General features: G+C 70.8%; 23 protein-coding genes and 1 tRNA gene. 14 read left to right on the forward strand and 10 right to left on the reverse strand.

Features of this window, described 5'->3' with window-relative positions; translation table 11 throughout:
- Positions 1-13 precede the first annotated feature (13 nt).
- Both mshA and AC0ZLC_RS26030 read left to right on the forward strand, forming a co-directional pair.
- The gene (gene mshA / locus AC0ZLC_RS26025) at positions 14-1,351 is read left to right on the forward strand and encodes a D-inositol-3-phosphate glycosyltransferase (protein WP_476754386.1); all 1,338 of its coding nucleotides are present in this window, start codon (positions 14-16) and stop codon (positions 1,349-1,351) included.
- Between the two features lie 194 nt (positions 1,352-1,545).
- Entirely contained in the window at positions 1,546-2,037 is a 492-nt protein-coding gene (locus tag AC0ZLC_RS26030; protein WP_476754387.1) for a type III secretion system chaperone family protein, read from the forward strand.
- A gap of 27 nt (positions 2,038-2,064) precedes the next feature.
- Here AC0ZLC_RS26030 and AC0ZLC_RS26035 read toward each other — a convergent pair whose 3' ends face one another.
- Complete coding sequence (locus AC0ZLC_RS26035; RefSeq protein ID WP_476754388.1) at positions 2,065-2,862, reverse strand: AraC family transcriptional regulator; 798 nt, start codon at positions 2,860-2,862, stop codon at positions 2,065-2,067.
- Between AC0ZLC_RS26035 and AC0ZLC_RS26040 the strand changes: the two genes are divergently transcribed.
- Positions 2,861-3,400, forward strand: a complete 540-nt coding sequence (locus AC0ZLC_RS26040; protein WP_476754389.1) for a DUF2000 family protein — start codon at positions 2,861-2,863, stop codon at positions 3,398-3,400. The two genes, AC0ZLC_RS26035 and AC0ZLC_RS26040, sit on opposite strands and share 2 nt — an antisense overlap.
- A gap of 350 nt (positions 3,401-3,750) precedes the next feature.
- Here the strand turns inward: AC0ZLC_RS26040 and AC0ZLC_RS26045 are convergent, their stop codons facing one another.
- Positions 3,751-5,340, reverse strand: coding sequence for an MDR family MFS transporter (locus AC0ZLC_RS26045; protein WP_476754390.1), 1,590 nt, complete (start codon positions 5,338-5,340; stop codon positions 3,751-3,753).
- A gap of 149 nt (positions 5,341-5,489) precedes the next feature.
- Here AC0ZLC_RS26045 and AC0ZLC_RS26050 point away from each other — a divergent pair, with 149 nt between their 5' ends.
- The gene (locus AC0ZLC_RS26050) at positions 5,490-6,251 is read left to right on the forward strand and encodes a phosphoglyceromutase (RefSeq protein ID WP_476754391.1); all 762 of its coding nucleotides are present in this window, start codon (positions 5,490-5,492) and stop codon (positions 6,249-6,251) included.
- Between the two features lie 222 nt (positions 6,252-6,473).
- Here AC0ZLC_RS26050 and AC0ZLC_RS26055 read toward each other — a convergent pair whose 3' ends face one another.
- The 4 genes from AC0ZLC_RS26055 to phoU all read right to left on the reverse strand — a co-directional run bounded on the left by AC0ZLC_RS26055 (position 6,474) and on the right by phoU (position 11,045).
- Positions 6,474-8,120 carry an RICIN domain-containing protein gene (locus AC0ZLC_RS26055; protein ID WP_476754392.1) on the reverse strand — a complete coding sequence of 549 codons (1,647 nt, stop codon included), beginning with the start codon at positions 8,118-8,120 and terminating at the stop codon, positions 6,474-6,476.
- Between the two features lie 412 nt (positions 8,121-8,532).
- Positions 8,533-9,243, reverse strand: coding sequence for a DUF2637 domain-containing protein (locus tag AC0ZLC_RS26060; protein WP_476754393.1), 711 nt, complete (start codon positions 9,241-9,243; stop codon positions 8,533-8,535).
- Positions 9,244-10,025: 782 nt separating this feature from the next.
- On the reverse strand, positions 10,026-10,178 hold the full coding sequence (locus AC0ZLC_RS26065) for a hypothetical protein (RefSeq protein ID WP_476754394.1): 153 nt from the start codon (positions 10,176-10,178) through the stop codon (positions 10,026-10,028).
- 177 nt (positions 10,179-10,355) lie between these two features.
- The gene (phoU, locus tag AC0ZLC_RS26070) at positions 10,356-11,045 is read right to left on the reverse strand and encodes a phosphate signaling complex protein PhoU (protein WP_476754395.1); all 690 of its coding nucleotides are present in this window, start codon (positions 11,043-11,045) and stop codon (positions 10,356-10,358) included.
- 224 nt (positions 11,046-11,269) lie between these two features.
- Here phoU and phoR point away from each other — a divergent pair, with 224 nt between their 5' ends.
- Both phoR and phoP read left to right on the forward strand, forming a co-directional pair.
- Positions 11,270-12,550 (forward strand): two-component system sensor histidine kinase PhoR, encoded by a 1,281-nt coding sequence (phoR, locus tag AC0ZLC_RS26075; RefSeq protein ID WP_476754396.1) that lies wholly within the window; start codon positions 11,270-11,272, stop codon positions 12,548-12,550.
- 5 nt (positions 12,551-12,555) lie between these two features.
- Entirely contained in the window at positions 12,556-13,227 is a 672-nt protein-coding gene (gene phoP / locus AC0ZLC_RS26080) for a two-component system response regulator PhoP (protein ID WP_476754423.1), read from the forward strand.
- A gap of 105 nt (positions 13,228-13,332) precedes the next feature.
- On the opposite strand, the gene AC0ZLC_RS26085 is transcribed toward phoP, so the two are convergent.
- Positions 13,333-13,992, reverse strand: a complete 660-nt coding sequence (locus AC0ZLC_RS26085; RefSeq protein WP_476754397.1) for a copper chaperone PCu(A)C domain-containing protein — start codon at positions 13,990-13,992, stop codon at positions 13,333-13,335.
- Between the two features lie 709 nt (positions 13,993-14,701).
- Here AC0ZLC_RS26085 and AC0ZLC_RS26090 point away from each other — a divergent pair.
- The 6 genes from AC0ZLC_RS26090 to AC0ZLC_RS26115 all read left to right on the forward strand — a co-directional run bounded on the left by AC0ZLC_RS26090 (position 14,702) and on the right by AC0ZLC_RS26115 (position 21,296).
- On the forward strand, positions 14,702-15,184 hold the full coding sequence (locus tag AC0ZLC_RS26090; protein ID WP_003953493.1) for a CarD family transcriptional regulator: 483 nt from the start codon (positions 14,702-14,704) through the stop codon (positions 15,182-15,184).
- Between the two features lie 435 nt (positions 15,185-15,619).
- On the forward strand, positions 15,620-16,369 hold the full coding sequence (gene ispD / locus AC0ZLC_RS26095; protein WP_476754398.1) for a 2-C-methyl-D-erythritol 4-phosphate cytidylyltransferase: 750 nt from the start codon (positions 15,620-15,622) through the stop codon (positions 16,367-16,369).
- Positions 16,359-16,877, forward strand: a complete 519-nt coding sequence (ispF, locus tag AC0ZLC_RS26100; RefSeq protein ID WP_476754399.1) for a 2-C-methyl-D-erythritol 2,4-cyclodiphosphate synthase — start codon at positions 16,359-16,361, stop codon at positions 16,875-16,877. The genes ispD and ispF overlap by 11 nt, the downstream gene beginning before the upstream one ends.
- Before the next feature lie 180 nt (positions 16,878-17,057).
- Positions 17,058-18,458, forward strand: coding sequence for a cysteine--tRNA ligase (cysS, locus tag AC0ZLC_RS26105; RefSeq protein ID WP_476754400.1), 1,401 nt, complete (start codon positions 17,058-17,060; stop codon positions 18,456-18,458).
- Positions 18,459-18,554: 96 nt separating this feature from the next.
- Positions 18,555-19,496, forward strand: coding sequence for a 23S rRNA (guanosine(2251)-2'-O)-methyltransferase RlmB (gene rlmB, locus AC0ZLC_RS26110; RefSeq protein ID WP_358855873.1), 942 nt, complete (start codon positions 18,555-18,557; stop codon positions 19,494-19,496).
- A 117-nt stretch (positions 19,497-19,613) separates the two neighbouring features.
- Positions 19,614-21,296: a DoxX family membrane protein gene (locus tag AC0ZLC_RS26115; protein WP_476754401.1), complete on the forward strand. Its 1,683-nt coding sequence runs from the start codon at positions 19,614-19,616 to the stop codon at positions 21,294-21,296.
- Between the two features lie 91 nt (positions 21,297-21,387).
- On the opposite strand, the gene AC0ZLC_RS26120 is transcribed toward AC0ZLC_RS26115, so the two are convergent.
- The 3 genes from AC0ZLC_RS26120 to AC0ZLC_RS26130 form a co-directional block, all read right to left on the reverse strand.
- Positions 21,388-22,119 (reverse strand): nucleotidyltransferase family protein, encoded by a 732-nt coding sequence (locus tag AC0ZLC_RS26120; RefSeq protein WP_476754402.1) that lies wholly within the window; start codon positions 22,117-22,119, stop codon positions 21,388-21,390.
- 87 nt (positions 22,120-22,206) lie between these two features.
- Positions 22,207-22,662, reverse strand: coding sequence for a hypothetical protein (locus AC0ZLC_RS26125; protein WP_358855539.1), 456 nt, complete (start codon positions 22,660-22,662; stop codon positions 22,207-22,209).
- Positions 22,663-22,880: 218 nt separating this feature from the next.
- On the reverse strand, positions 22,881-24,020 hold the full coding sequence (locus tag AC0ZLC_RS26130) for an ABC transporter ATP-binding protein (RefSeq protein ID WP_358855538.1): 1,140 nt from the start codon (positions 24,018-24,020) through the stop codon (positions 22,881-22,883).
- A gap of 250 nt (positions 24,021-24,270) precedes the next feature.
- Here AC0ZLC_RS26130 and AC0ZLC_RS26135 point away from each other — a divergent pair.
- Both AC0ZLC_RS26135 and AC0ZLC_RS26140 read left to right on the forward strand, forming a co-directional pair.
- Positions 24,271-24,344: transfer RNA gene (locus tag AC0ZLC_RS26135), tRNA-Thr, on the forward strand.
- Positions 24,345-24,942: 598 nt separating this feature from the next.
- Entirely contained in the window at positions 24,943-25,203 is a 261-nt protein-coding gene (locus tag AC0ZLC_RS26140) for an acyl carrier protein (protein WP_358855537.1), read from the forward strand.

The following is a 25,203-nucleotide window of genomic DNA, read 5'->3' on the forward strand; positions in this document are numbered from 1 at the left end:
GGAGGACCGCCACATGAGCCAGTACGCCGGCAGGCTCGGGCGCCTCTCGGCGACCGCCCCCTCGATGCTCAGGCTGCACCGCAAGCCCCGGCGCGTCGCCATGCTCTCCGTCCACACCTCCCCCCTGCACCAGCCCGGCACGGGCGACGCCGGCGGCATGAACGTCTACATCGTGGAGCTCGCCCAGCGGCTGGCCGCGATCAACATCGAGGTGGAGATCTTCACCCGCGCGACGACCGGTGCCCTCCCGCCCGCCGTCGAGCTGGCCCCCGGCGTCCTCGTGCGGCACGTCGACGCGGGCCCCTACGAAGGCCTCTCCAAGGAGGACCTGCCCGCCCAGCTGTGCGCCTTCACGCACGGCGTCATGCAGGCCTGGGCAGGACACCGCCCCGGCTACTACGACCTCGTGCACTCGCACTACTGGCTCTCCGGCCACGTGGGCTGGCTGGCCGCCGAGCGCTGGGGCGCGCCCCTGGTGCACGCGATGCACACCATGGCCAAGGTCAAGAACGCGGCTCTCGCCGAGGGCGACACCCCCGAGCCCGCCGCCCGGGTCATCGGTGAGACCCAGATCGTGCGCGCCTCGTCCCGGCTCATCGCCAACACCGCCGAGGAGGCCGACGAGCTCGTACGCCACTACGACGCCGAGCCCGGCAAGGTCGCCGTCGTCCACCCGGGCGTCAACCTGGAGCGCTTCTGCCCCGCCGACGGCCGTGCCGCCGCCCGTGCCCGCCTCGGCCTGCCGCAGGACGCCCTGATCCCCCTCTTCGCGGGCCGCATACAGCCACTGAAGGCGCCCGACGTGCTGCTGCGCGCGGTGGCCGTGCTGCTGGACCAGCGGCCGGAGCTGCGCTCGAAGATCCTGGTTCCCGTGGTGGGCGGCCCCAGCGGCAGCGGTCTCGCCAGGCCCGAGGGGCTGCAGAAGCTGGCGGCCCGGCTCGGCATCGCCGACGTCGTGCGGTTCCGGCCACCCGTCGGCCAGGACGAGCTCGCGGACTGGTTCAGGGCCGCGTCGGTGCTGGTCATGCCTTCGTACAGCGAGTCGTTCGGGCTGGTCGCCATCGAGGCGCAGGCGGCCGGCACACCGGTGCTCGCGGCGGCGGTCGGCGGTCTCCCAGTGGCCGTGCGCGACCAGCGAACCGGTTTCCTGGTGCGGGGGCACGACCCCGCCTCCTACGCGCGCGTGCTGCGTGATTTCGCCGACGACACCGAGCTGTCCGCCCGCATGGGCGCGGCGGCGGCGCGGCACGCGCAGGGCTTCGGCTGGGACACGGCGGCCGCCGCGACGGCGGACGTGTACACCGCGGCGGCGCAGGCCCACCGCCGCCACCTGCGCGGGCACCACGGCTGATCGCGGCGGCTCCGTAGCCGCCGTCCTGTGCGGATATCGCAGCTGATCCTGGGGCCCGTGCCCGCCGTCCTGCGCGGGCATCGCAACCGATCGCGGCGGCCGGACCTGACGAGTGCCGGGGAGCGGTCCGGGAGCGTCCAGGCAGCCTGCGGCCTCCCGCGCGGGGCGCCGAGCCGCTGACGTACGCTCGCCTCATGGCTGACGCAGCGTCGATCGTCGAGCAGGCACTCACCGAGGCCGAGCTGGAGTGGGAGAGCCCCGAGCCGGGGTCGTACGTGGTGAAGCTGCCCGGGACGCGCAAGCTGTCGACGACCCTGTCGCTGATCGTCGGCAAGCACTCGCTCTCGCTGAACGCCTTCGTGATCCGCCACCCCGACGAGAACGAGGAAGCGGTCCACCGCTGGCTCCTGGAGCGCAACCTCAAGCTCTACGGCGTCGGTTACGCGGTCGACCGGCTCGGTGACGTGTACCTGGTCGGCAAGCTGCCGCTGGCCGCGGTGACGCCCGACGAGATCGACCGTCTCCTCGGCTCGGTGCTCGAAGCCGCGGACGGTTCGTTCAACACCCTCCTGGAGCTCGGTTTCGCGTCCGCGATCCGCAAGGAGTACGCGTGGCGGGTGTCCCGAGGTGAGTCGACCCGCAACCTGGACGCGTTCACCCACCTGACGCGGCCCTCGTCCGACTGACCGGGGCGCGGCCACCGACGGGGACGTTCAGCGCGAACTGACGCGGTAGCGGCCGGGGGCCACGCCGACCAGCCGCTTGAAGTGACGGGTCAGATGGGACTGGTCGTAGAAACCGGTCGCCGTCGCCACCTCGGCCGGCCGCCCGCCCGCCAGCAGGAGCCGGCGGGCCCGGTCCACCCGGCGGGACATCAGGTACTGGTGCGGGGCGATGCCGTAGGCCGCCCCGAACGCCCGTACGAGGTGGGCCGGATGGGCGTGCAGCAGCAGCGCCGCCTCGTCCAGGGCGATGCCCTGCACCACGTGCTCGTCGAGTAGTTCGCGCAGCCGGCGGGCGAGCGGACCGTCGGGCCGCCGCACCCCGGCGGCCGCGCCGGGCCGCAGATGCGTGCGCAGCCGCTCGCCGATCAGCGTCAGCCGGCTCTCCGCCTCCAGCTCGTCGCCCGTCCGTGCAAGGGCCGCGTGCACCTGCCCCACGCGGTGGCGCAGCACCGGGTCGACCAGGTCGGGCCTGTCGACCGCAGGCCCGATGAAGCTCTCGTCGAGCCGGCTCAGATCCAGGTAGAGGACCCGCTTGCGGAAGCCGTCCGCGGTCGCGGGCGAACCGTTGTGCGGGACGTGCGGCGGGAGCAGCGAGACCGTGTCGTGCGGGGTGCCGTGCTCGTGCCGGTCCAGGTCGTACCGTACGGCGCCGGCGTCCACGATCAGCAGCGTCCACGCGTCGTGCACGTGCATCGGGTACGCGTACTCGGTGTAGTGGGCGTGGAAGACCTCCACGACGCCCGGGACGCGCGGGCGCCACGCGGAGATCTCGCGCTGGGCCACCATGCAAGGAACGTACAAGACCGCGGGCGGTCCCGGTCGGCAGTCTCGGGGAATGAGCAGCGAGAACACGCAGGGCACCGTCTCCCCGGGCACCGTTGTCGGGGACCCGGTTCCCACGGCCGCCGGACCCGTCCGCTTCGACACCAGGATCGCTGTGCTGCTGCGCGACGACCTGGAGCCGTGGCAGCGCCTGAACGTCACCGCGTTCCTGGTCAGCGGCCTCGGGGCGAGCGTCCCCGAGGTGGTCGGCGAGCCGTACGAGGACGCGGACGGTGTGCCGTACCTGCCGATGTTCCGTCAGCCGGTGCTGATCTTCGAGGGCTCGAAGGAGACCCTGACCGCCGCGCACACCCGCGCCCTCACCCGGGCCCTGCCGCGCGCCGTCTTCACCGCCGACCTCTTCACCACCGGCAACGACCGGGACAACCGGGCGGCCGTACGGGCCGCACCGACGGCCGACCTGGACCTGGTGGGACTCGCCGTGTACGGCCCGCGGAACGGGGTGGACAAGGTGTTGAAGGGGGCCCGGATGCATCCGTGAGGCTGTGGTGGGGCGGGCGTCCGGGGCGGCTCGGGCGGGGGTGACTTCGGGGCGCCGGGCGTCCTGGGCGGGACAGACGGCGGTGACCTCGGGGCGGGCGTCCGGGGCGGCTCGGGCGGGGGTGACTTCGGGGCGCCGGGCGTCCTGGGCGGGACAGACGGCGGTGACCTCGGGGCGGGCGTCCGGGGCGGCTCAGGCGGGGGTGACCTCGGGGCGCCGGGCGTCCTGGGAGGACAAATGGCGGTGACCTAGCGGCGGGCGTCCGGGGCGGCTCAGGCGGGGGTGACCTCGGGGCGGGCGTCCCGGGCGGGACAGACGGCGGTGACCTCGCGGCGGGCGTCCGGGGCGGCTCAGGCGGGGGTGACCTCGGGGCAGGCGTCCGGGGCGGGACCGGCGGTCGCCGCCACCGTCGTGCTCCCGCCGGGCACCTCCGGCAGGCCGGCCGGAAGGCCGTCCGCGCCACCCGCCGCGGCCGTGCCGCTTCGCAGCCCCGTGGACGCCACCGCGGCCGTCCCGCCGTGCAGCCCCGTGGACGGCGCCGCGGCCGTGCCGCTTTGCACCCCCGTGGACGCCACCGCGGCCGTCCCGCCGTGCAGCCCCGTGGACGGCGCCGCGGGCAACTCCGTAGGCAGTCCCGCGGACGGGGCCGCGGGCAGCCCGGACGACGGACTCGCGAGGGATTCCGCGGGCAGGTCGGACGGCAGGCCCGCGACCTTTTTCGCGGGCGGACCCACCGGCGCCCGGGGCGGCAGGCGTCGCATCAGGGCGCTGTACCCGGCGGCCGCCACCGTGCCCACGACCGCGCACATCGCCCACAGCCAGGCCGCGCCGAACCGGTCGATCACCACGCCGGACATCACCGGTGCCACGAGGGCGGCGAGCGACCAGGACATGGTGTACATGCCCTGGTAGCGGCCCCGGCCGTGCACCGGGGAGAGCCCGACGACGAGCCCCGTCTGCGTGGGCGCGTTGACGATCTCGGCCAGCGTCCACACGCACACCGTCAGCGCGAAGAGGCCGACCGAGCCGGCGAACGCGGTGAGCCCGAAGCCGTACCCCGCGAGCAGCGACGAGATCACCAGCAGCCGCCTCGGGTCCCGGTGCTCGATGAAACGGGTGACCGGGATCTGCAGGACGACGATGAGGACGCCGTTGACGGCGATTGCCAGGCCGTAGTCCGCCGCGCTGAAGCCCGCCTCGCCCATCGCCACCGGCAGCCCCACCGAACCCTGCTGGAAGATCAGGGCGACCAGGAAGGACAGCCCGACGACGCTCATGAAACGGCCGTCGCGCAGGACGGCGCCGAGACCGGCTTTCGGTTCCGAGGCGGCCTTGGCCGTGGGCACCGGCCTGGACTCCGGCAGCTTGGCGAAGACGACGAGCGCGCAGACCAGGGTCATGCCCGCCTCGATCAGGAAGCCGGCCTGGTAACTGAACTCGGCGATGAACCCGGCGGCCGTCGAGGAGACGGCGAAGCCGAGGTTGATGGCCCAGTAGTTCAGGGAGAACGCCCGTACGCGGTCCTCGGGGCGGACGATGTCGGCCATCATCGCCTGCACGGCGGGCCGGGAGGCGTTGCTCGCCATGCCGACGACGAAGGCGACACCGGCGATCGCGACCGGGTCGTGGACGAAGCCGAGCACCGCGACGGACACCGCCGTCGAGGTCTGCGCCACGAGCAGGGTGGGCCGCCGCCCGAGCCGGTCGGTCATCACCCCCGCGCCGAGCGAGGAGATGACCCCGCCGAGGCCGTGCAGGGAGGCGACGAGACCGGCGTACGAGGCGGAGTAGCCGCGGTCCAGCGTCAGGTAGAGCGCCATGAACGTGGCGACGAACGCGCCGAGGCGGTTGACGAGGGTGCTGGTCCACAGCCACCAGAACTCGCGGGGGAGTCCCGAGACGGTTTCTCGGACGGCGCGTCTCAAGACGGCGAGTGGCATCGGGATCCCCCACAGGTAAGCGGCTCAGGCGGTGAGCACAACTTACGAGCGGCTGGGGTCGCGGAGCCACTCGATTAACAGATGCCGTCAAGTGTCCGGCTTCCGGGCAGGCGAGCGAGGGGACGAAGGCTTCGATTACGCTCGGAGCCATGGCCGACGCACCGTACAAGCTGATCCTCCTCCGCCACGGCGAGAGCGAGTGGAACGAGAAGAACCTGTTCACCGGCTGGGTGGACGTCAACCTCACCGCGAAGGGCGAGAAGGAGGCGACGCGCGGCGGCGAGCTGCTCAAGGACGCCGGCCTGCTTCCCGACGTGCTCCACACGTCTCTCCAGAAGCGCGCGATCCGCACCGCGCAGCTCGCCCTGGAATCCGCCGACCGCCTCTGGATCCCGGTCCACCGCAGCTGGCGCCTGAACGAGCGCCACTACGGCGCCCTCCAGGGCAAGGACAAGGCGCAGACGCTCGCGGAGTTCGGTGAGGAGCAGTTCATGCTCTGGCGCCGCTCGTACGACACCCCGCCGCCGGCGCTGGACCGCGACGCCGAGTACTCCCAGTTCAACGACGCGCGCTACGCGGCCCTCCCGCCGGAGCTGCGCCCGCAGACGGAGTGCCTGAAGGACGTCGTCGTGCGCATGCTGCCGTACTGGTTCGACGGCATCGTCCCCGACCTGCTGACCGGCCGCACGGTCCTGGTCGCCGCCCACGGCAACTCGCTCCGCGCCCTGGTCAAGCACCTGGACGGCGTCTCGGACGCCGACATCGCGGGCCTCAACATCCCGACGGGCATCCCCCTCTCCTACGAGCTGGACGCCGACCTCAAGCCGGTCAACCCCGGCGGCACGTACCTCGACCCGGACGCGGCGGCGGCGGCCATCGAGGCAGTGAAGAACCAGGGCAAGAAGAAGTAGGGTTTGTGATCATGCCCTCGACCTGCGGATATGGCGCAGGTCGAGGGCATTTTCACGGCCTGGGCCTCTGTGAAACGGCCCGCACCAGGGGGCGGTCCCCATCGCCTGCGGCCCCGACCCGCGCCGACGGCAGCACAACCGGCACCGGCCGAGAAGGCCTCAGCCCGACGAGGGGGACGCCCCCGGCCCCATCGAGAGTGGGGCCGACCGCTTGCGCGCCGCCTACTTGAGCGCTACACCACCCGAGTTGTGGTAAGCGATCGTCTTCTTGATCAGGTTTCCGCCGTCGGTCTCGACCGATGTCTGTTCCCCATGTCCTGCACCGAACAGCAGGCCGGCGATATGCGCGTCCGCCACCTGGTCCATGTGCGCGAAGAACCAGTCCACCTTGTCGTCCTTGTAATGGTTGAGGGTGTTGTTCTGTGCCATGTTGCCGACGGGGATCTGCCACAGGACCACCGGCTTGCCCACGGACTCGGCCATCGTCTTGTAGAACCCCAGCGAGGCAGTGGCCTTCTGGTCGGTCCAGAAGTTGTCGTAGCCGCCGTGCTCCGGCTTCGCGTACCAGCCCGCATCGCGGTCCGACACGTCGGCGACCAGGAAGTCGGCGTCCTTCGCACCGAGGTTCGCGTAGTCCTTGGCGCATCCCTGCGTGTTGCTCTGCCAGTCCCAGCAGGAAAGGTGGAATCCCACGGTGGTGTTCGGCGCGTACTTGTGCGCCATCGCGATCAGGCAGCGGGAGAGTCCGGCGGCGCTGTTCTCCTGCGAGCCGCAGTCCGTCGGATTGGCGGCCGAGACCTTCGCGGCAACCTTGTGCGGATCACCGAGCGACCGGACATAGCCCCAGAAGTCAGGCTCGAGGTCGATCATGTCCTGTGACTTGCCGATCTTCTGGAGGAAGAAACGGTAATCGTTCATGTAACGAGTGAGCAGGTCAGCCCTGTTGATGGCCTCGACCTCGCCCGGACCGTCGCCATGGCCTGCCAGATCCCCGAGGTCGCGCAGTGAGTACCAGGTCCAGAAGAACTTCTGCGGGCGCGGGCTGCCCTTGTAGGTCGCCTTGGCCACATGGTCGTCCCACCAGGTCACGTAATTGCCGGGCGCCGTGGTGCTGCCGGACCAGCAGCCCCACCAGTTCTTCCACTCGTCCTTGCATTTCGCCGCCGTGTAGTAGTCCGACGAGGGCGCGGGCTGGCTGTGCACATAGGCGTATCGCACGTCGAACGGCGCGGCGTTCGCCGACTCGTCGGACATCGAGCCGCCGACGAGCACCTTGTTGCTGCCCATGAAACCTGTCGTCGAGCTGCCACCACCGGCCGCGGGAGACGACGTCGACGAACCGCTGCCGTCCTTCGTGGTGGACGTGTCGGCGCTGCCGACGCTACCGGCCGGGACGAGTTGCCACTGCTGGTTGGCGCCACCCTGGTCGCGGTACTGGACGACATCGCCCCCGTCGGCCTTGGAGGCCTTGTCGACCTCGACGGCCATGCCACTGAAGCGACTGATCAGACGCACGTAGCCGTCCGACGATTCCGCCACCTTGAACTGCTGGTTGGTGGTGTTCCGGTCGGTCCACTGCACGATGTCGGAGCCGGCGGTCTTCGACCAGTTGTGGATGTCCAGCACCTTGCCGGAGTTCCGGTTCTGCACCCGGAAGTACCCGTCACCCGCGTCGATGAACCGCCACTGCTGGTTGGCCCCGCCGTGACGCCTCCACTGCGCCACCGCCGCGCCGTCGTTCTTGGCGAAGCTGCGGCCGTCCAGCACCTTGCCGCTGTTGCGGTTGACCAGTACGTACCAGGACTTCGGATCCACGGTTCCCGCCGAGGCCGTGTTGATCACCACCACGGAGCCGGCCACTACAGCCATGACGATGGCCGCCCAGACACCCCGACGCGCGAACAGTCGACGGCTACGGTGCATCACTCTTCGTTTACCCGTGACGGCTGGGCGGGGTGCTCGGCGACTACCGCGGGCGCGGCCGCCCGGCACGACGGCCGCCAGCGCGGTACGCCACCGAGAACGCGGGTGGGCGAGGGACATGTCTGTGCTCTCTTTCAGCCGTTGCATCTGACCGGACCACCTGGCCGGACACCACTGAGTGGTCCGCGGAGGCGGAAAGGTTGCCATGCACTTGAAGATTCACAGATTTCGCTCGCACCACAGCCCGGGCAAAGGGGCGAAGAACACCGACACCTGTGGCCTCCGCCAGGGACTCTTCCGTTGGCTGGAGGCCTTGAGGTGTGTCCGGTGCGTGCGGCCTTGGACCTGGGGCGGGGGTTCAGGGGGAGGCGTGGTGCTGCCTGCGGTGGCGGGGGGTTTCCTGGCGTGGTGGCAGAGTCAGGGTGATCTGGCGGACGAGTTGCTGGAAGCAGGCCAGCGATGCGACGGCGGGTAACGCGGCTGCGGCGATTGCGGTGACGGTCCTCTCGGCCTGCACCACGCACAGCATCATCGCGATGGACGAGAACAGCAGAACGATGAACCACGAGTGGAGTGCGCGGCGCCTGTGCAGGGCACTTCGCAGGATGGAGAGAGAGGCGACCATCCAGGGGCCGTACACGAGAAGGGGCCACCAGGGAACCAGCGCGCTCTTCGTGCCGGACGTGATGTTCTGAAGGGGCTCGTGGGCGACCATTCCGCCGAAGACGCTCACCATCGCCGCAAGGACGGCGACGAAGGCCACGATCAGGAAGCTGCTGGTCTGCAGCCACTTGATCCGAATCTTCCGTACCCGCCTCTTGCGGTGCGCGGCGGAAGAGCTTCGGGCGGGTGGCACCCGGTAGCTCTCGTCGGCGCCCGCGGCCGCAGCCGTGGTCCGCGACAGGCTCTCCGCCGGATCGGTGAAGTCGACGCCCGGTGCGAACTCGCTACGAGGTGCAGGGATGTTGGGGAGCGGCTCCGCCGGAACAGCTTCCTGCAAGAGATAGGTGAGCTCCTCGACCGGGTCCCAGCCCGAGTCGGGGGGCGCCAGGGGAACCCCTGTGTGCACGGGACCCCCCGTGTGCACCGCATCGGCAGGACCGCCTTGCCAACCGGTACCCGCCGGGTCGGGGTAGGGGTCGGCGGACCATTCACTCTGCCCGAAGGAGGGATCCGCGTAGTTGTAATTCACGGACAATCACCCCCGTCGCGCACGATCCGCGTAGAAGTCGGAGATCTCCTGGCCGTTCCACCGCTGATTGAGTTCCTCCTGGGCCACCCCGAGCAGGGCGAGGAAATCGCGGAGCAGTGAATCAGTGACGTAGAGTTCGACTCGCGCACCGTCCCCATGCAGACTGCCACGCATCTGGGGCGTCGAGTCCGCCACGCCGGGCGTATAGATATATTTACCCGCTGTCACGGCGCGGCCCGCAAGCAGATCACCCGCTCCCGCGTCGCGGTGAGGCGAGCTACTTGCCCTTGCTTTCGTCATGTTCCTCTAACGCGGCCTCCGCTCCCCTGATGCGCGGCAAAGGAGTGAATGTGGCGTGGCAGTAAGTTTAGGAGATCTGCTCTTCATTTAAGCCCGGGGCGTCTTCATTCAAGCCGGGAGCAGTCCCTCCGCCGCGCCTGACGCCGCCGTCGTCCCGGCAGCCGGCGTGCCCGCGTCCGCCGGACGTCGAGGACGCGGCGCCCCGCCTGGCGCGGTGCGAAACAACGGTCACGACGGCCACGACAAGGGTTACGCGGGCATGTCGGACCCGCTGCACCTCGGCGGCGTCCAGCGCCGACGCCCGGAGAACGGAAGGGGCCCCGCCTGACCAGGCGGGGCCCCTTCGGTGTCGTACCCGGTCAGCCGCACTGGCAGGGGTTGCCGGACTGGCAGCCGCAGCCGCAGCCGGAGCCGCACCCGCAGGCACCGAACAACGGAAGGCTCTTGATCTCGGCGGGCTGCTGGGTCTCGCGGTCCTGTGCGGGATCGGACGTGCTGGGAGATTCGGCCATGGGTCCCTCCTTCGGACACGAAGGTGTGCGGTGCGGTGCGCGGCACACGCCGCACCGCACAGCTTCCGTTCTCCCATTGCACGCCCACCCGGGCGGGCGCATCAACGGCGCACGGAGGCTTCCCGTGTCCCCGGAAGCCGGCGCACCAGGACTCCCGGGCGCCCCCGGGAGCCGGGCTCAGGCCCCTTCGGTGCCCGTGACCGGCTGGATGTCCGTCAGGAGGTCGTCCGCGTGCTCGCCCGTGACCAGGTACACCACCCGCTTGGCGACGGACACGGCGTGGTCGGCGAAGCGCTCGTAGTAGCGCCCGAGCAGGGTGACGTCGACCGCCGTCTCGATGCCGTGCTTCCACTTGTCGTCCAGCAGGTGCTGGAAGAGGGTGCGGTGCAGCAGGTCCATCTCGTCGTCGTCCTGCTCCAGCTGGAGGGCGAGGTCGACGTCCTTGGTGATGATGACCTCGGCCGCCTTGGCCATGAGGCGCTGCGCCAGCTGGCCCATCTCCAGGATCGTGGCGTGCAGGTCGTGCGGGATGGCCCGCTCGGGGAAGCGCAGCCGGGCGAGCTTGGCGACGTGCTGCGCCAGGTCGCCGGACCGCTCCAGGTCCGCCGACATCCGCAGCGACGTCACGACGATCCGCAGATCCGTGGCCACCGGCTGCTGGCGGGCGAGCAGCGCTATCGCCCGGGCCTCCAGCTCGTGCTGCAGATCGTCGACCTTCTCGTCGGCCGCGATCACGCTCTCGGCCAGCTTCAGGTCGGAGTCGAGGATGGCCGTCGTGGCGCGCCCGATCGCCGACCCGACAAGCCGGGCCATCTCGACCAGGCCCTCGCCGATCGAGTCCAGTTCCTCGTGGTACGCGTCCCGCATCAGGATGTCCCTCTCTCACGTCTTCTCGGGGGTTCCGGGGGCTGGGCCCAGACCGCCGGACAGGCCCTGTGAACCCCACGCTCCCACGGTCTGCCCCGTACGCGTCCGTTTCCGTCACCCCAAATGAACCATCACTGGCTCCCAGGTGAACTCTGGGCGACGAGTGTTCGAGGTCGCACTCGGATGGCTGTGGCCCGGAGCGACGACATGCCTAACCTGGGGGCATGGACGTGAACGCGGCGGTCGCCGCAGCGGCAGCGATCGCCGGAGTGCTCACCGGTGTCATCGCCATGCTGGCGTTCCGCTGGAGCGAGCGCGACCAGAAACGACCCACCAGGACCTCTCTGCACACCGATCCCGTGCTTCCCCCCGGCGTGGACACGGTGCTGTCGGTACTCCGGTCCTCCGCGGTCGTGCTCGACGAGGCGGACGCCGTGGTGAAGGCCAGTTCCGCCGCGTACGCCCTCGGGCTGGTGCGGGGCGGGAAGCTGGCCGTCGAGCCGATGATGCAGATGGCCCGCGACACCCGCCGCGACGGTGAGATACGGCAGGTGGAGCTGGATCTGCCCCGGCGCGGCACCGGCCGGGGAGAGGCGCTCGCCGTGTCCGCACGGGTGGCGCCGCTCGGCTCCCGGCTCGTGCTCCTGCTGGTCGAGGACCTCACCGAGGCGCGCCGGATCGAGGCCGTACGACGCGACTTCGTCGCGAACGTGAGCCATGAGCTCAAGACGCCCGTGGGAGCGCTGTCCCTGCTCTCCGAGGCCGTCATGGGCGCCTCCGACGACCCCGAGGCCGTCGAGCGTTTCGCCGGCCGTATGCAGATCGAGGCCACCCGGCTCACCAACCTCGTACAGGAACTCATCGACCTGTCGAGGGTGCAGAACGACGATCCCCTCGAGGACTCGGAGCCGGTCCGCGTGGACGAACTGGTGGCCGAGGCGATCGACCGCTGCCGCCATCAGGCGGGGGCGAAGCAGATCACGATGGCCTCCGGCGGCACCGCGGAACTGCGCGTGTGGGGAAACCGCGGCCAGCTGGCCGCCGCCCTCGGCAACCTGGTGGAGAACGCCGTCAACTACTCACCGGCCCGCACCCGGGTCGGCATAGCCGCGCGCCGGGTGACCGCGCCCGGCGGAGACCTCATCGAGGTGGCCGTGACCGATCAGGGCATCGGCATCTCGGACAAGGACAAGGAGCGCATCTTCGAGCGCTTCTACCGCGTGGACCCGGCCCGTTCCCGTGCCACCGGCGGCACCGGCCTCGGACTCGCGATCGTCAAGCACGTGGCCGCCTCGCACGGCGGGGAGGTCACGGTGTGGAGCTCCGAGGGACAGGGCTCCACCTTCACCCTGCGACTGCCGGAGGCGGGCGCCGCCGCCCGCCACCGCCCGACCGATCACCACATGCCCGGACTCGACGAAGACGACGAGAACGAGCAGCCCCACGGGACGACCACCGTCTCATCCCCGTACGAACCGCTTCCTGCCCCGGAGGTCCTTCCGTGACCCGAGTGCTCGTCGTCGAGGACGAGGAGTCCTTCTCCGACGCCCTGTCGTACATGCTCCGCAAGGAGGGCTTCGAGGTCGCCATCGCGTCCACCGGGCCCGACGGTCTCGACGAGTTCGAGCGCAACGGCGCCGACCTCGTCCTGCTCGACCTGATGCTGCCCGGTCTGCCGGGCACGGAGGTCTGCCGTCAGCTGCGCGGACGTTCCAACGTTCCGGTGATCATGGTCACCGCCAAGGACAGCGAGATCGACAAGGTCGTCGGACTTGAGATAGGGGCGGACGACTACGTCACCAAGCCCTTCTCCTCCCGCGAGCTGGTCGCCCGGATCCGGGCCGTCCTGCGCCGTCGCGGCGAGCCCGAGGAGGTCACGCCCGCCGCGCTGGAGGCCGGACCGGTCCGGATGGACGTCGACCGCCACGTCGTCACCGTCGCGGGCTCCAAGATCGACCTCCCGCTGAAGGAGTTCGACCTCCTGGAGATGCTCCTGCGCAACGCGGGCCGCGTGCTCACCCGCATGCAGCTCATCGACCGGGTCTGGGGCGCCGACTACGTCGGTGACACCAAGACCCTCGACGTGCACGTCAAGCGGCTGCGCGCCAAGATCGAACCCGACCCGGGCGCGCCGCGGTACCTGGTGACGGTACGAGGACTCGGCTACAAGTTCGAGCCGTAAACCGGCACACGCTCCGACGCACGAAGGGCGGCACCCCGCGCAGGGGTGCCGCCCACTGTCGTGTCCGAGCCGTTCGTCCCGGCCGGCGACCCGTGAGCCGCCGGGTCAGTGACCCGCGGCCGAGTGGGAGGCCGACGCGCTCGCCGACGCGGCGTCGGAGGCGCCCTCGGACGGCGAGGCCGACGCGCCTGCGGACTTCGACGGCTTGCCGCTCGTGGAGGGGGACGCGGAGACGCCGGGCGCCGCCGGGACCTCGGTGGGACCCCACCCGGTGAAGTAGCTCTCGGCCGGGACGACGAAGGCCGGCAGGCTCACGTCCCCGGTCTTGCTGAAGCTGAAGGTGATCTTCTGCGCGTTGCCGTTCTTGACGGCCTCGGGAGTGCTCTCCAGGGCCGCGGAGGCGTTGCCCTTGCCGCCGAGGATGACGGAGCCGCCCGCCGGGATCGTCAGCTTGCCGGAACCCTTGGCTGGCTTGAGCTTGGCGGACTCACCGGTGCCAGCGACGGTGACCGAGTCCAGGGTCTGCGCGGTGCGGCCCCCGTTGAAGACGGTCGCGGAGATGACGGCCGGGCCGGTCGACTCCTGGTCCGGCTGGGTGATGACAAGGGCGTTCTGCACCTTGATGTCACCGACGCTGGTGGCCGGGTTGTCCGGCTTGACCTGCAGTGTCTCGGCATTGTTGCCGGCACCGCACGCGGCGAGCGAGGCGATCGAGAACGCGATGGCGGCGGCGGCGAGGGCGCCGCGTCGAAGGCTGCTGCTCACGGCGGCGGCAACTCCTAGAACGTGGGCGTACGAGGGGCGGGCGGCCGTACGGCTGTAAAGCCGCCCTAAGTGTCTGTCAGCGGGCTTAGGTTACCGAGCCGTTCCCGCACCGTCGCACCCGACCCGCCTCTAGGGCCGGTCCGGTCGGTCTTCGCACCGGCGACGCGCGAAGGCCGCCCGGACGGGGCCGCGGGCTGGTCCGGGCGGCGCCCGGGTGCCGCGAGCGGCCGGTGGCGGCCCCCGGGCCCGGTCTCCCGCCCGGCACGGCGGGTAGTTGGACGGTGCACCGGTCCGCCATTCACATAACCGCCACCAGTCGTGACTTGCGGATTTTCGGATCGGCACCGGTAACGGCGGGCAAGGAATGCGGAGGGCGCCGAAATAGTGATCACCGGCCGCGATGATCAATTCGGGAAACGTCTCGTACCCGACTCCGCACACCGAACGGAGTAGCGGAAGTCGACCTTGTGGAGTCGGACAAAAGAGGACGTTCGGACCTCTGGAGGCGACTTGGGGGGCGTGTGACGTACCCGTTTCGCTCGGCCTGGACAACGGCTCCCACCTGCGAATACCCTCTTCGGCTCGCCCCTCGCAGCACGTTCCTGTTGCGCTTGTCAAGCCCCGAGATATGCCCTGACCTGCGAAAACGCCATTCAGAAGACGCCGTATCCGTGTTACTCTGGATAGCCACGGAAGGGGTACCTGTCACATGACGTTCAAGGTTGGCGACACCGTGGTCTATCCCCATCACGGGGCCGCGCTGATCGAGGCTATCGAAACTCGCCAGATCAAAGGCGTGGACAAGACCTACTTGGTGCTGAAGGTCGCCCAGGGCGACCTGACGGTACGTGTGCCAGCGGACAATGCGGAGTTCGTCGGCGTGCGTGATGTGGTCGGTCAGGACGGGCTGGACCGGGTCTTCGAGGTGCTGCGCGCGCCGTACGCCGAGGAGCCCACGAACTGGTCGCGTCGCTACAAGGCAAATCTGGAGAAGCTCGCCTCGGGCGATGTCATCAAGGTCGCGGAAGTCGTGCGTGACCTGTGGCGTCGTGAGCGTGAGCGCGGACTCTCCGCAGGTGAGAAGCGCATGCTCGCCAAGGCCCGGCAGATCCTGGTGAGCGAGCTGGCCCTCGCGGAGAACACGAACGAGGACAAGGCGGAGGCCCTGCTCGACGAGGTCCTCGCGTCCTGACGACGGCGGTCGTCGAGCGACGGTCGTCCCGACGGCAGTGCTCGTCGAGGCGACGGCCGGATTGACGCAGGCGCAAGCCTGTTCAGCGCAACGAAATGCCGCGGTGCCCGATGACGCAAGTGCTGTCGCCGGGCGCTGCGGCATGTTCGTGCCCCGGGCGCCACCGCGGTGCGCGGCTGCGCCTCGGCTCTTCCCGGTCACCGGCTGATCCGGCAGCACCGCCGGGTCCCGGATCATGATCCGGGACGCCCGCGCGATCTCCTGGGGGTCTTGTGCCCCAATGATCGCCACGCACTCGTTCCGGGCAGCCGACTCGACCGGATGTCACGGAAGGGGTCCGGTCAAGGCGTCGCGCCCGGCACTCCCCAACCGTCGGCCGGGGGTACGCCCAGCGCATACCCACCTCGGCCGAGCACACAAACCTGACAGGAACCGATGTCTGACGAATCGCGCCCTTCGCCTCCGGAACTCCGCACCGCGGCCGTGATTCCGGCCGCCGGCCGAGGCGTGCGCCTCGGTCCGGGCGCCCCCAAAGCACTCCGCGCGCTGAACGGCACGCCCATGCTCATCCACGCCGTGCGCGCGATGGCCGCCTCCCGCGCGGTCTCCCTCGTCGTCGTCGTGGCCCCGCCCGACGGTGCCGCCGAGGTCAGGACGCTGCTGGACGCGCACCCGCTGCCGGAGCGGACCGACTTCCTGGTCGTCCCCGGCGGGGCCAGCCGTCAGGAGTCCGTGAAGTGCGGACTCGACGCGCTGCCGGACGGCATCGACATCGTCCTCGTGCACGACGCGGCCCGGCCGCTGGTGCCCGTCGACACCGTGGACGCGGTCGTCGAGGCGGTACGGGACGGCGCTCCCGCCGTCGTACCGGCGCTCCCGCTCAGCGACACCGTCAAGCGGGTCGAACCGCGCACCGACGGCTCGCCCGAGCCGGTCGTCGCCACCCCCGAGCGGTCCCGGCTGCGGGCCGTGCAGACCCCGCAGGGGTTCGACCGCGGCACCCTCGTACGCGCCCACGACGGTGTCACCGGCGAGGTGACCGACGACGCGAGCATGGTCGAGCAGCTCGGGACGCAGGTCGTGGTGGTGCCCGGGCACGAGGAGGCGTTCAAGGTGACGCGCCCCCTGGACCTCGTACTGGCCGAGGCGGTTCTCGCGCGCAGGAGGCTCAACGATGGCTTCTGAGGCGTCCGGGGGACTGCCGGCGGGCGGGCCGGTGCTTCCGCGGGTGGGGATCGGCACCGACATCCACGCCTTCGAGGAGGGCCGCGAGCTGTGGTGCGCGGGACTTCTCTGGGAGGGCGAGGGGCCCGGGCTGGCCGGGCACTCCGACGCGGACGTCGTCGCGCACGCCGCGTGCAACGCGCTGTTCTCCGCGGCGGGGCTCGGTGACCTCGGGGCGCACTTCGGGACCGGACGGCCCGAGTGGGCCGGCGCGTCCGGGGTCACGCTGCTCACGGAGGCCGCGCGCATCGTCCGGGCGGCCGGATTCGCCGTCGGGAACGTCGCCGTGCAGGTCGTCGGGGCGCGCCCCAAAATCGGCAAGCGGCGGGACGAGGCGCAGAAGCTGTTGTCCGAGGCGGTCGGGGCGCCCGTCTCCGTGTCCGGGGCCACGACCGACGGGCTCGGCTTCCCCGGCCGGGACGAGGGGCTGATGGCGGTCGCCACCGCGCTGGTCGTGCGGGTGGGCTGACGCCGCGGGGCGGCAGGCCCCTCCGCCCCGGCCCGTCCCGTGCCCCGGCTGCGCCCCCTCCCCCGCTCGTGCTGTGCGCTCGTCCTCGAACGCCGTACGGACCGGGCGGATGTCACGAATACGTGTGGCTCCGGGGCCAAGGGGCCCGGGGCACTGGCCGGGGACCACTACCCTGGAGGGGTGACTATTCGCCTGTACGACACCAGCGCCCGGCAGATCCGTGACTTCACCCCGCTCGTGCCGGGTTGTGTCTCGATCTACCTGTGTGGCGCCACCGTGCAGGCCGCACCGCACATCGGGCACATCCGGTCGGGTCTCAACTTCGACATCATGCGCCGCTGGTTCCAACACCGCGGCTACGACGTCACCTTCATCCGGAACGTGACCGACATCGACGACAAGATCATCGTCAAGTCGGCCGAGCAGAACCGCCCCTGGTGGTCCATCGGGTATGCGAACGAGCGTGCCTTCAACGACGGTTACGACGTGCTCGGCTGCCTGCCGCCCAGCTACGAGCCGCGCGCCACCGGGCACATCCCCGAGATGATCGAGATGATGCGCGCTCTCATCGAGCGCGGTCACGCGTACGAGGCCGACGGCAGCGTCTACTTCGACGTGCGTTCGTACCCGGAGTACCTGGCGCTGTCCAACCAGGACCTCGATGAGCTGCGCCAGCCCGCCGAGGAGGGCATCACCGGCAAGCGCGACCCGCGCGACTTCGCCATGTGGAAGGCCTCCAAGCCGGGCGAGCCCGACTGGGAGACCCCGTGGGGCCGCGGGCGCCCCGGCTGGCACCTGGAGTGCTCGGCGATGGCCCACAAGTACCTGGGCAGCGCCTTCGACATCCACGGCGGCGGGATCGACCTGATCTTCCCGCACCACGAGAACGAGATCGCCCAGGCCAAGGCCTTCGGCGACGAGTTCGCGAAGTACTGGGTGCACAACGCCTGGGTCACCATGAGCGGCGAGAAGATGTCGAAGTCGCTCGGCAACTCGGTCCTGGTGAGCGAGATGGTCAAGCAGTGGCGCCCGATCGTGCTGCGCTACTACCTGGGCACCCCGCACTACCGCTCGATGATCGAGTACAGCGAAGAGGCCCTGCGCGAGGCCGAGTCGGCGTTCGCGCGCATCGAGGGCTTCGTGCAGCGCGTCGTCGAGAAGGCGGGGGGAGTCGTCGAGCCCGCCGCCGAGGTGCCGCCGGCCTTCGCCGAGGCTATGGACGACGACCTGGGCGTCCCGCAGGCGCTCGCCGTCGTGCACACCACCGTCCGCCAGGGCAACAGCGCCCTGGCCGCCGACGACAAGGAAGCCGCCGTCGCCCGCCTCGCCGAGGTCCGCGCGATGCTCGGCGTCCTCGGTCTCGACCCGCTCGACCCGCGGTGGGCCGGCGAGAGCGACCGCGGCGAGGACCTGCACGGCGTCGTCGACACCCTGGTCCGCCTCGTGCTCCAGCAGCGCGAGTCGGCGCGGGAGCGCAAGGACTGGGCGACCGCCGACGCCATCAGGGACCAGCTCAACCAGTCGGGTCTGGTCATCGAGGACGGTCCGCAGGGGCCGCGCTGGACGCTCGGACCGCGCTGAGCGGCTCCGTCGACCTTGATCGATTGTGCCGCCCGGGCCTCCGGGCGGCACACTTCATATACGTACGTACGCACGCCTCACACAGACAGGTAGGTCATGGCCGCTAACAACCGCCGCATGTCCGGCAAGAAGGGCGCGCAGGTCGGCAGTGGCGGCCAGCGGCGCCGGGGCCTCGAAGGCAGGGGCCCGACCCCGCCCGCCGAGATGCGCAAGAAGCACAAGAAGAACCGCATCGCCAACGCCAAGGCGAAGCAGGACGTACGCCGGCCCGTACAGCGCGGCCGTGGCGGCAAGGGCACGTCCGAGATGGTCGTCGGACGCAACCCCGTCGTCGAGGCGCTGCGCGAGGGTGTGCCCGCCGTCACGCTCTACGTCCAGCAGTTCATCGACAACGACGAGCGGGTGCGCGAGGCGCTCCAGCTCGCCGCGGAGCGCGGTGGCATCCACCTCATGGAGGCGCCCCGCCCCGAGCTGGACCGCATGACCAACGGGCTCAACCACCAGGGCCTCGTCCTCCAGGTCCCGCCGTACGAGTACGCGCACCCCGAGGACCTCGCCGCCGCCGCGTACGACGAGGGCGCGGACCCGCTGATCGTCGCCCTCGACGGGGTGACGGACCCGCGCAATCTCGGTGCCGTCGTCCGGTCCGTCTCCGCCTTCGGCGGCCACGGTGTCGTCGTGCCCGAGCGGCGCGCGGCCGGCATGACCGCCGGCGCCTGGAAGACGTCCGCCGGTGCCGCCGCCCGTACGCCCGTCGCCCGTGCCTCGAACCTGACGCGGGCCCTGGAGTCGTACAAGAAGGCGGGGCTCGTCGTGGTCGGCCTGGCCGCGGACGGCGAGGTCGAAGTCGGCGAACTGGAGGCCCTCGGCGGTCCGGTCGTCATCGTGGTCGGCAGCGAGGGCAAGGGCCTGTCCCGACTCGTCGGCGAGACCTGCGACTTCCGGGTGCGGATCCCCATGCCGGGCGGCACCGAGTCGCTGAACGCCGGTGTGGCGGCGGGAGTCGTCCTGTACGAGGCCTCCCGACGACGCGCCTGAACAGATGTGCGCGTAACCACCCCCGTGGGGCAACCGGGATGTTCCGGATGACCTTGACGCGGTCCGGACAGATCGGCCGGGTCAAAGCAGTGTCCTAACCAGACGTCACTCGGTTAGATGAGTGTGGACACCAGAACACCCCGCACTCCCACGGGGGACCGCTCGTCGGGCTACGACGACGCTCCCGCGCTGAGCATGGTGAAGGTGCCGAGCGACCCGGCGCAGATCATCGTCAATCATGCGAGCTTCCGTGTGCAGCTCGGCGCGGCGACGCGGACCCGATCCCCACGCATCGCGCAGCACCCGGGCTCCGCCCGGGGCACGGCGCGCACCCCCGTCGTCGGTACGGCGGGTGCGGTCACGGGCGGCCAGGCCGCCGGCACGCGCCGCCGCGCCCCCGTCGTCTGGAGCGGGAAGTCCGCTCCGGACGACACCGGCGCCACCCGGCTGCTCCAGGCCGCACGCAGCACGAGCGTGCGCCACGGCGACGACCCGACCGGCGACGCGGGCGCGACGCAGGTCATCCCTCCCGTCGGCCGCGGCCGACGGGACGGCTACGACGCCGACATGACCGTCGAGACGGTCGAGACCCCGCTCGTGGGCAGCCAGCGGGCCCCCGCCGCCGGAGAGACGCGTCTCCTGCCGCACATGCGCCAGGTCGGCAGCGCCTACGACGAACCGGCCTACGCGCACGACCGGTTCGCGGACGCGGACCTCGACGACGAGCCCGGCCACGACGAGGACGAGCCCCGCACCAAGCGGCACGGCGCGGACCCGGTGCGGCACGCCTACTACCCCGGCCGCCGGATGAACCTCGGCGTCGTCCTGCTCCCGCTGCGCGTCTTCCTCGGGTTCATCTCCATCTACGCCGGCATGGGCAAGCTCTGCGACCCCGTCTACTTCGACGGCGGCAAGCGCGGCTCCATGGTCAAGTGGCTCAACTCACTGCACCCGTGGGAAGCGGCCGAGCCGCTGCGCCAGTTCGCGCTCCAGCACCCCGTCGGCGCCGGTCTCGTCATCGCCTTCCTCCAGGTCGTCGTGGGCGTCCTCACGGTCCTGGGCCTCTGGCAGCGCGTCGCCGCCGTCGTCGGCGCCGGACTGTCGGCCGCCCTGCTGCTCACCGTCAGCTGGAAGACGGTGCCGGCCTACGACGCGCCCGACATCATCTACCTCGCCGCCTGGTCCCCGCTCATCACCGCGGGCGCCCCGGTCTACTCCGTCGACGGACGGCTCGCGAGCGAGGCCTGGCGCAGACTCGGGCCGCGCGCGGACATCTGGGAGCTGCGGCAGCGCGTGCTGCGCCGCGGCGCGCTCGTCACGACCGTCGTCGTCGGGCTCACCCTGCTCGTCGGCTCGCTCCTCGGCAGTGCCGTGCGCGACGCCGACCGTGTCGTCGTGCCGGGTCCCGGCGACGCCCCGCGCAACGAGCTGCCCGGCACCCCGCTGCCGGGCGAGCCCGGCAGGCGTCACCACCGGGCCACCCCGTCCCCGTCGAAGACGCCCACCCGGGAAGCGTCCTCGACGCCCTCGGGCGTGGCGACGACACCCGGTGCGGCGGCGACGCCCGGTACGACGGGCGGCGTCCCCAGCCAGACGCAGGGCACCAACCAGGCGCCGCCCCAGCGTTCGGCCCCCGCCCAGCAGGCACCGAGCACCAGCACGGGACCGACCTCGGGCGGCAGCACCTCCGGCGGGACCACCTCGGGCGGTACGACCGGCGGCAGTTCGGGCGGCAGCGGCTCCGGCGGCTCCGGTGGCTCCGGTGGCTCCGACCGGCTGGTGGGCGGCCTTCTGGGGTGATCCTCCGGTTCGTACGGCGATGGGCCCCGCACACCAGGTGTGCGGGGCCCATCGCCGTACGAACCGGGGTCCTGCGGCCGCCGCGTGCCGCTCAGCGGCCCAGGGCCGCGAGCTCCTTTGCCGCCTCCCGCAGGTCCTTCGCCGTGTCGATCGCACGCCAGTAGGCGCCCTGCGGGATGGGGAAGCCGGCCAGGCGGCGTTCGCGGGCCAGGCGCGGGAACGTGGTGCGTTCGTGGTCGCCGCGCTCCGGGAGGAGGGAGGCGAACTCGGGGGAGAAGACGTAGACGCCCGCGTTGATCTCGTGCTGCGTCGGAGGTGACTCGATGAAGTCCGTGATGCGGCCGAAGCCGTCCGTCTTCACGGCGCCCCAGGGGATGCGGGGGCGGGCCAGCGCGAGGGTCGCCACCGCGTCGCGCTCGGTGTGGAAGTCCGCCATGTCGCGCAGGGAGAAGCGGGTCCAGATGTCGCCGTTGGTCGCGTACCAGGGCCGGTCCGGGTGCGGGAGGTGCGCGGCGGCGTACTTGAGGCCGCCGCCGCGGCCGAGGGGCTCCGTCTCGACGACCGTCTTGACGTTCACCGGGAGGTCGGCGGAGTCCAGCCACTGCTGCAGCACCTCGGCGAGGTGACCGCAGCTGACGACGACGTCCGTCACGCCCTCCTCGGCGAGCCAGACGAGCTGATGGCCGATGATCGGGGTCCCGGTGCCGGGGATCTCGACCATCGGCTTGGGCCGGTCGTCGGTGTAGGGACGCAGTCGCGACCCCTGTCCTCCGGCCAGGACAACGGCTTGAACGGGGCGCGACGCGGCGTTCGGATCGGTCATGCCCGAACTGTACGTGGCGCCCCGTCGGGGGTTTCGATCGGCAGCCGCTCCGCGACCGGCCGTACGGGAACGGTGCCCGGGGTGGTCCTACTGGGCCGCGAGGCCGCGGGCCACCCCCGATGCGAAGGAGGTGTCGCAGACGGGCCGGGAGAACGACTGGGCGCGCGTCGGCCCGTAGACGCGGACGGCCGCCCGGCCGAGGGCGCGGGCGATGGACGAGCAGTGCTTCGCCAGCGACGGGCGGCCGTTCACCGACTGCTGGAGGTGGGTGAGTGCGACGCCCGGGTCCTTCTCCTGGAGCTCCATCAGGAGTCTGTCGCGCAGGACGTCCTGCGGGGCACGGGGGGACTGACGCTTGGAGACGTCGGTCGAGGAGGCGGTGAGCACCGAGTCCGAGGAGTTCCCCGACCAGTTGACTCGGGTGACCGCGAGGGTCCCGGAGAGCACCAGGACGACAGGCAGAACGAGGGCGAGGGTGCGGCCGATCCGGCGAGCGGGGCCACGGCCACGCCGGGTCTGTTGGGTAGTGGTGGAGTGCTTCACGCGAGTGAGGGTAGCGCGGGGTGATGATTTGGCGACATTTAGTCACCGGTTCGAGGGACGGGAAAGGAGAGGATTTCGGGTGCCGTGTTGACGTACAGGGATCGAAATGTCCGCTCTGCCGGGGTGTTCGCCGACAACGGAAAGGGCCCCGCAGCAGGCTGCGGGGCCCTTTCCGTCAAGTCGGGTGAATTCACTCTTCCCGGGGGGTTGGAGCGGCCTCAGTCGGTGAGGCGCTCGCCCGTGGAGGTGGAGAACACATGGGTCTCGCCCGGGCGCGGGATCACGTGCAGCGTGGCGCCCTTGGCCGGGACGGCGCGGCCGCTGACGCGGACGACGAGGTCCGTGAGCTGGCCGTCGACCTCGGCGCTGCCGTAGACGTAGCCGTCGGCGCCGAGCTCCTCGACGACGTTCACGGAGACGGCCAGGCCGGCCGGGGCGTCCTCGGTGGCCTTGGAGAGGGAGGCGGCCGCGGGGCCCCCGCCCTGCTCGACGATGTCGAAGTGCTCGGGGCGCACGCCGACGGTGACCGTGCGGTCGCCCTTGTCGGCGGCGGCCTTGAGGGCGTCGCGGTTCACCGGCACGACGCTGTTGCCGAACTTCACGCCGCCGTCGGTGATCGGGACCTCGACGAGGTTCATGGCGGGGGAGCCGATGAACCCGGCGACGAACAGGTTCGCCGGACGGTCGTACATGTTCCGCGGGGAGTCGACCTGCTGGAGCAGACCGTCCTTGAGCACGGCCACGCGGTCGCCCATGGTCATGGCCTCGACCTGGTCGTGGGTGACGTACACGGTGGTGATGCCGAGGCGGCGCTGGAGGCTCGCGATCTGCGTACGCGTGGAGACGCGGAGCTTGGCGTCCAGGTTCGACAGCGGCTCGTCCATGAGGAAGACCTGGGGCTCGCGCACGATCGCGCGGCCCATGGCCACCCGCTGGCGCTGACCGCCGGAGAGCGCCTTCGGCTTGCGGCCGAGGTACTCGGTGAGGTCGAGGATCTTCGCCGCGTCCTCGACCTTCCGGCGGATCTCCGTCTTGTTGACGCCGGCGATCTTGAGCGCGAAGCCCATGTTGTCGGCGACCGTCATGTGCGGGTACAGCGCGTAGTTCTGGAACACCATGGCGATGTCCCGGTCCTTGGGCGGCAGGTGCGTGACGTCGCGGTCGCCGATGCGGATGGCGCCGCCGTTCACGTCCTCGAGCCCCGCGAGCATGCGGAGCGAGGTGGACTTGCCGCAGCCGGAGGGACCGACGAGGACGAGGAACTCGCCGTCCTCGATGTCGATCTCCAGAGCATCGACGGCGGGCTTCGTGGAACCCGGGTAGATCCGGGTCGCCTTGTCGAACGAGACAGTGGCCATGGTGAGGGGCCCCCTTCACCGGCAGGAACGTGCCGGACGATCCGTTGTAAAGGTGGTGAGCCACTACGGAACGGTCCGTAATGGTGTAGTCCACGCGAGTGAACTGGGTCAGGACGCTACCTGGCGTTCACCCGATCTGTCAGTACTCCGGAGCCGGTGAAGTTCGCGGAAATAGTCGACGGACCCCCGCGGTGACGTGGGTACACTGCACGGGCGTGCCCGCACGCACCACCGGCACGCACGCGTGCAGGCCTCCTTAGCTCAGCTGGTCAGAGCGCCGCTCTTGTAAAGCGAAGGTCGTCGGTTCGAATCCGACAGGGGGCTCCGGTTCGACAGGCCCCGGCCGGCAGCTGCCGGCCGGGGCCTTCGCGTGCGGCGGCCGCCGGGCGCGCTCCGCCGGGCTCGGCAGCGCGAGGTCCGCCGGTTCGTACGGCACCGCGATGCGCCACCACCACGCGTCCGCCGTCGTCATGTCGTCCCTCTCCGCGGACCCGCGGGGAAACCCGGCGGAAACGCGGGCGGAAAGGCGTTGTCGCCGACCGTATGGTGCACGGCACACGGTCCGGGAGCCGGACTTCTGGCATCTTCCTGCACGACGTTCGCGAGTTGTCCGCGGCACAGGCTAGAAATCTTTACGGAATCCCCCTCGCTGGGAGTGGGGTGGGAATTCCCCGTCCGTCGGCCGGCTGTTCGTTCCCCCGCTGCCGCCGCCGGACGCCCGAGGCGGGGGCCGGTGACTCCAGGGTCGTCGGCCTCCGCCTTTCCGCTGTCCGGACGCGGCTGCGTAATTCTGAACGCCCATGGTTCCTGGGCGGGTTGGCGGTCCGGCTCCTAGTGTCATGGCAAGGGAATCGAAAATGCGTTCCGGCATCCGAAGTCCCTCAGTGCCCTGTAGTGCATTTCCCACGGGAGGAATTCCAGTATGTCGAACGGAACCAAGCAGGAGCAGCTCGACGAAATCCGCGAGATCGTCGCCGAGGTGCTCGAGCTGGAGCCGGAGGAAGTCACGGAGACCAGCCTCTTCGTCGAGGACCACGAGGCGGACTCGCTGCGCGCGATCGAGATCCTGGCGCGCCTCGAGAAGAAGTACAAGGTCGAGATACCGCAGTCGGAGCTGCCCAAGATGGTCAACCTCACCGAGGTGCACCGGATCCTGGGGCAGCACGCGGGCTGGCAGGACTGA

This window comes from Streptomyces sp. GLSS-08 (assembly GCF_056387915.1).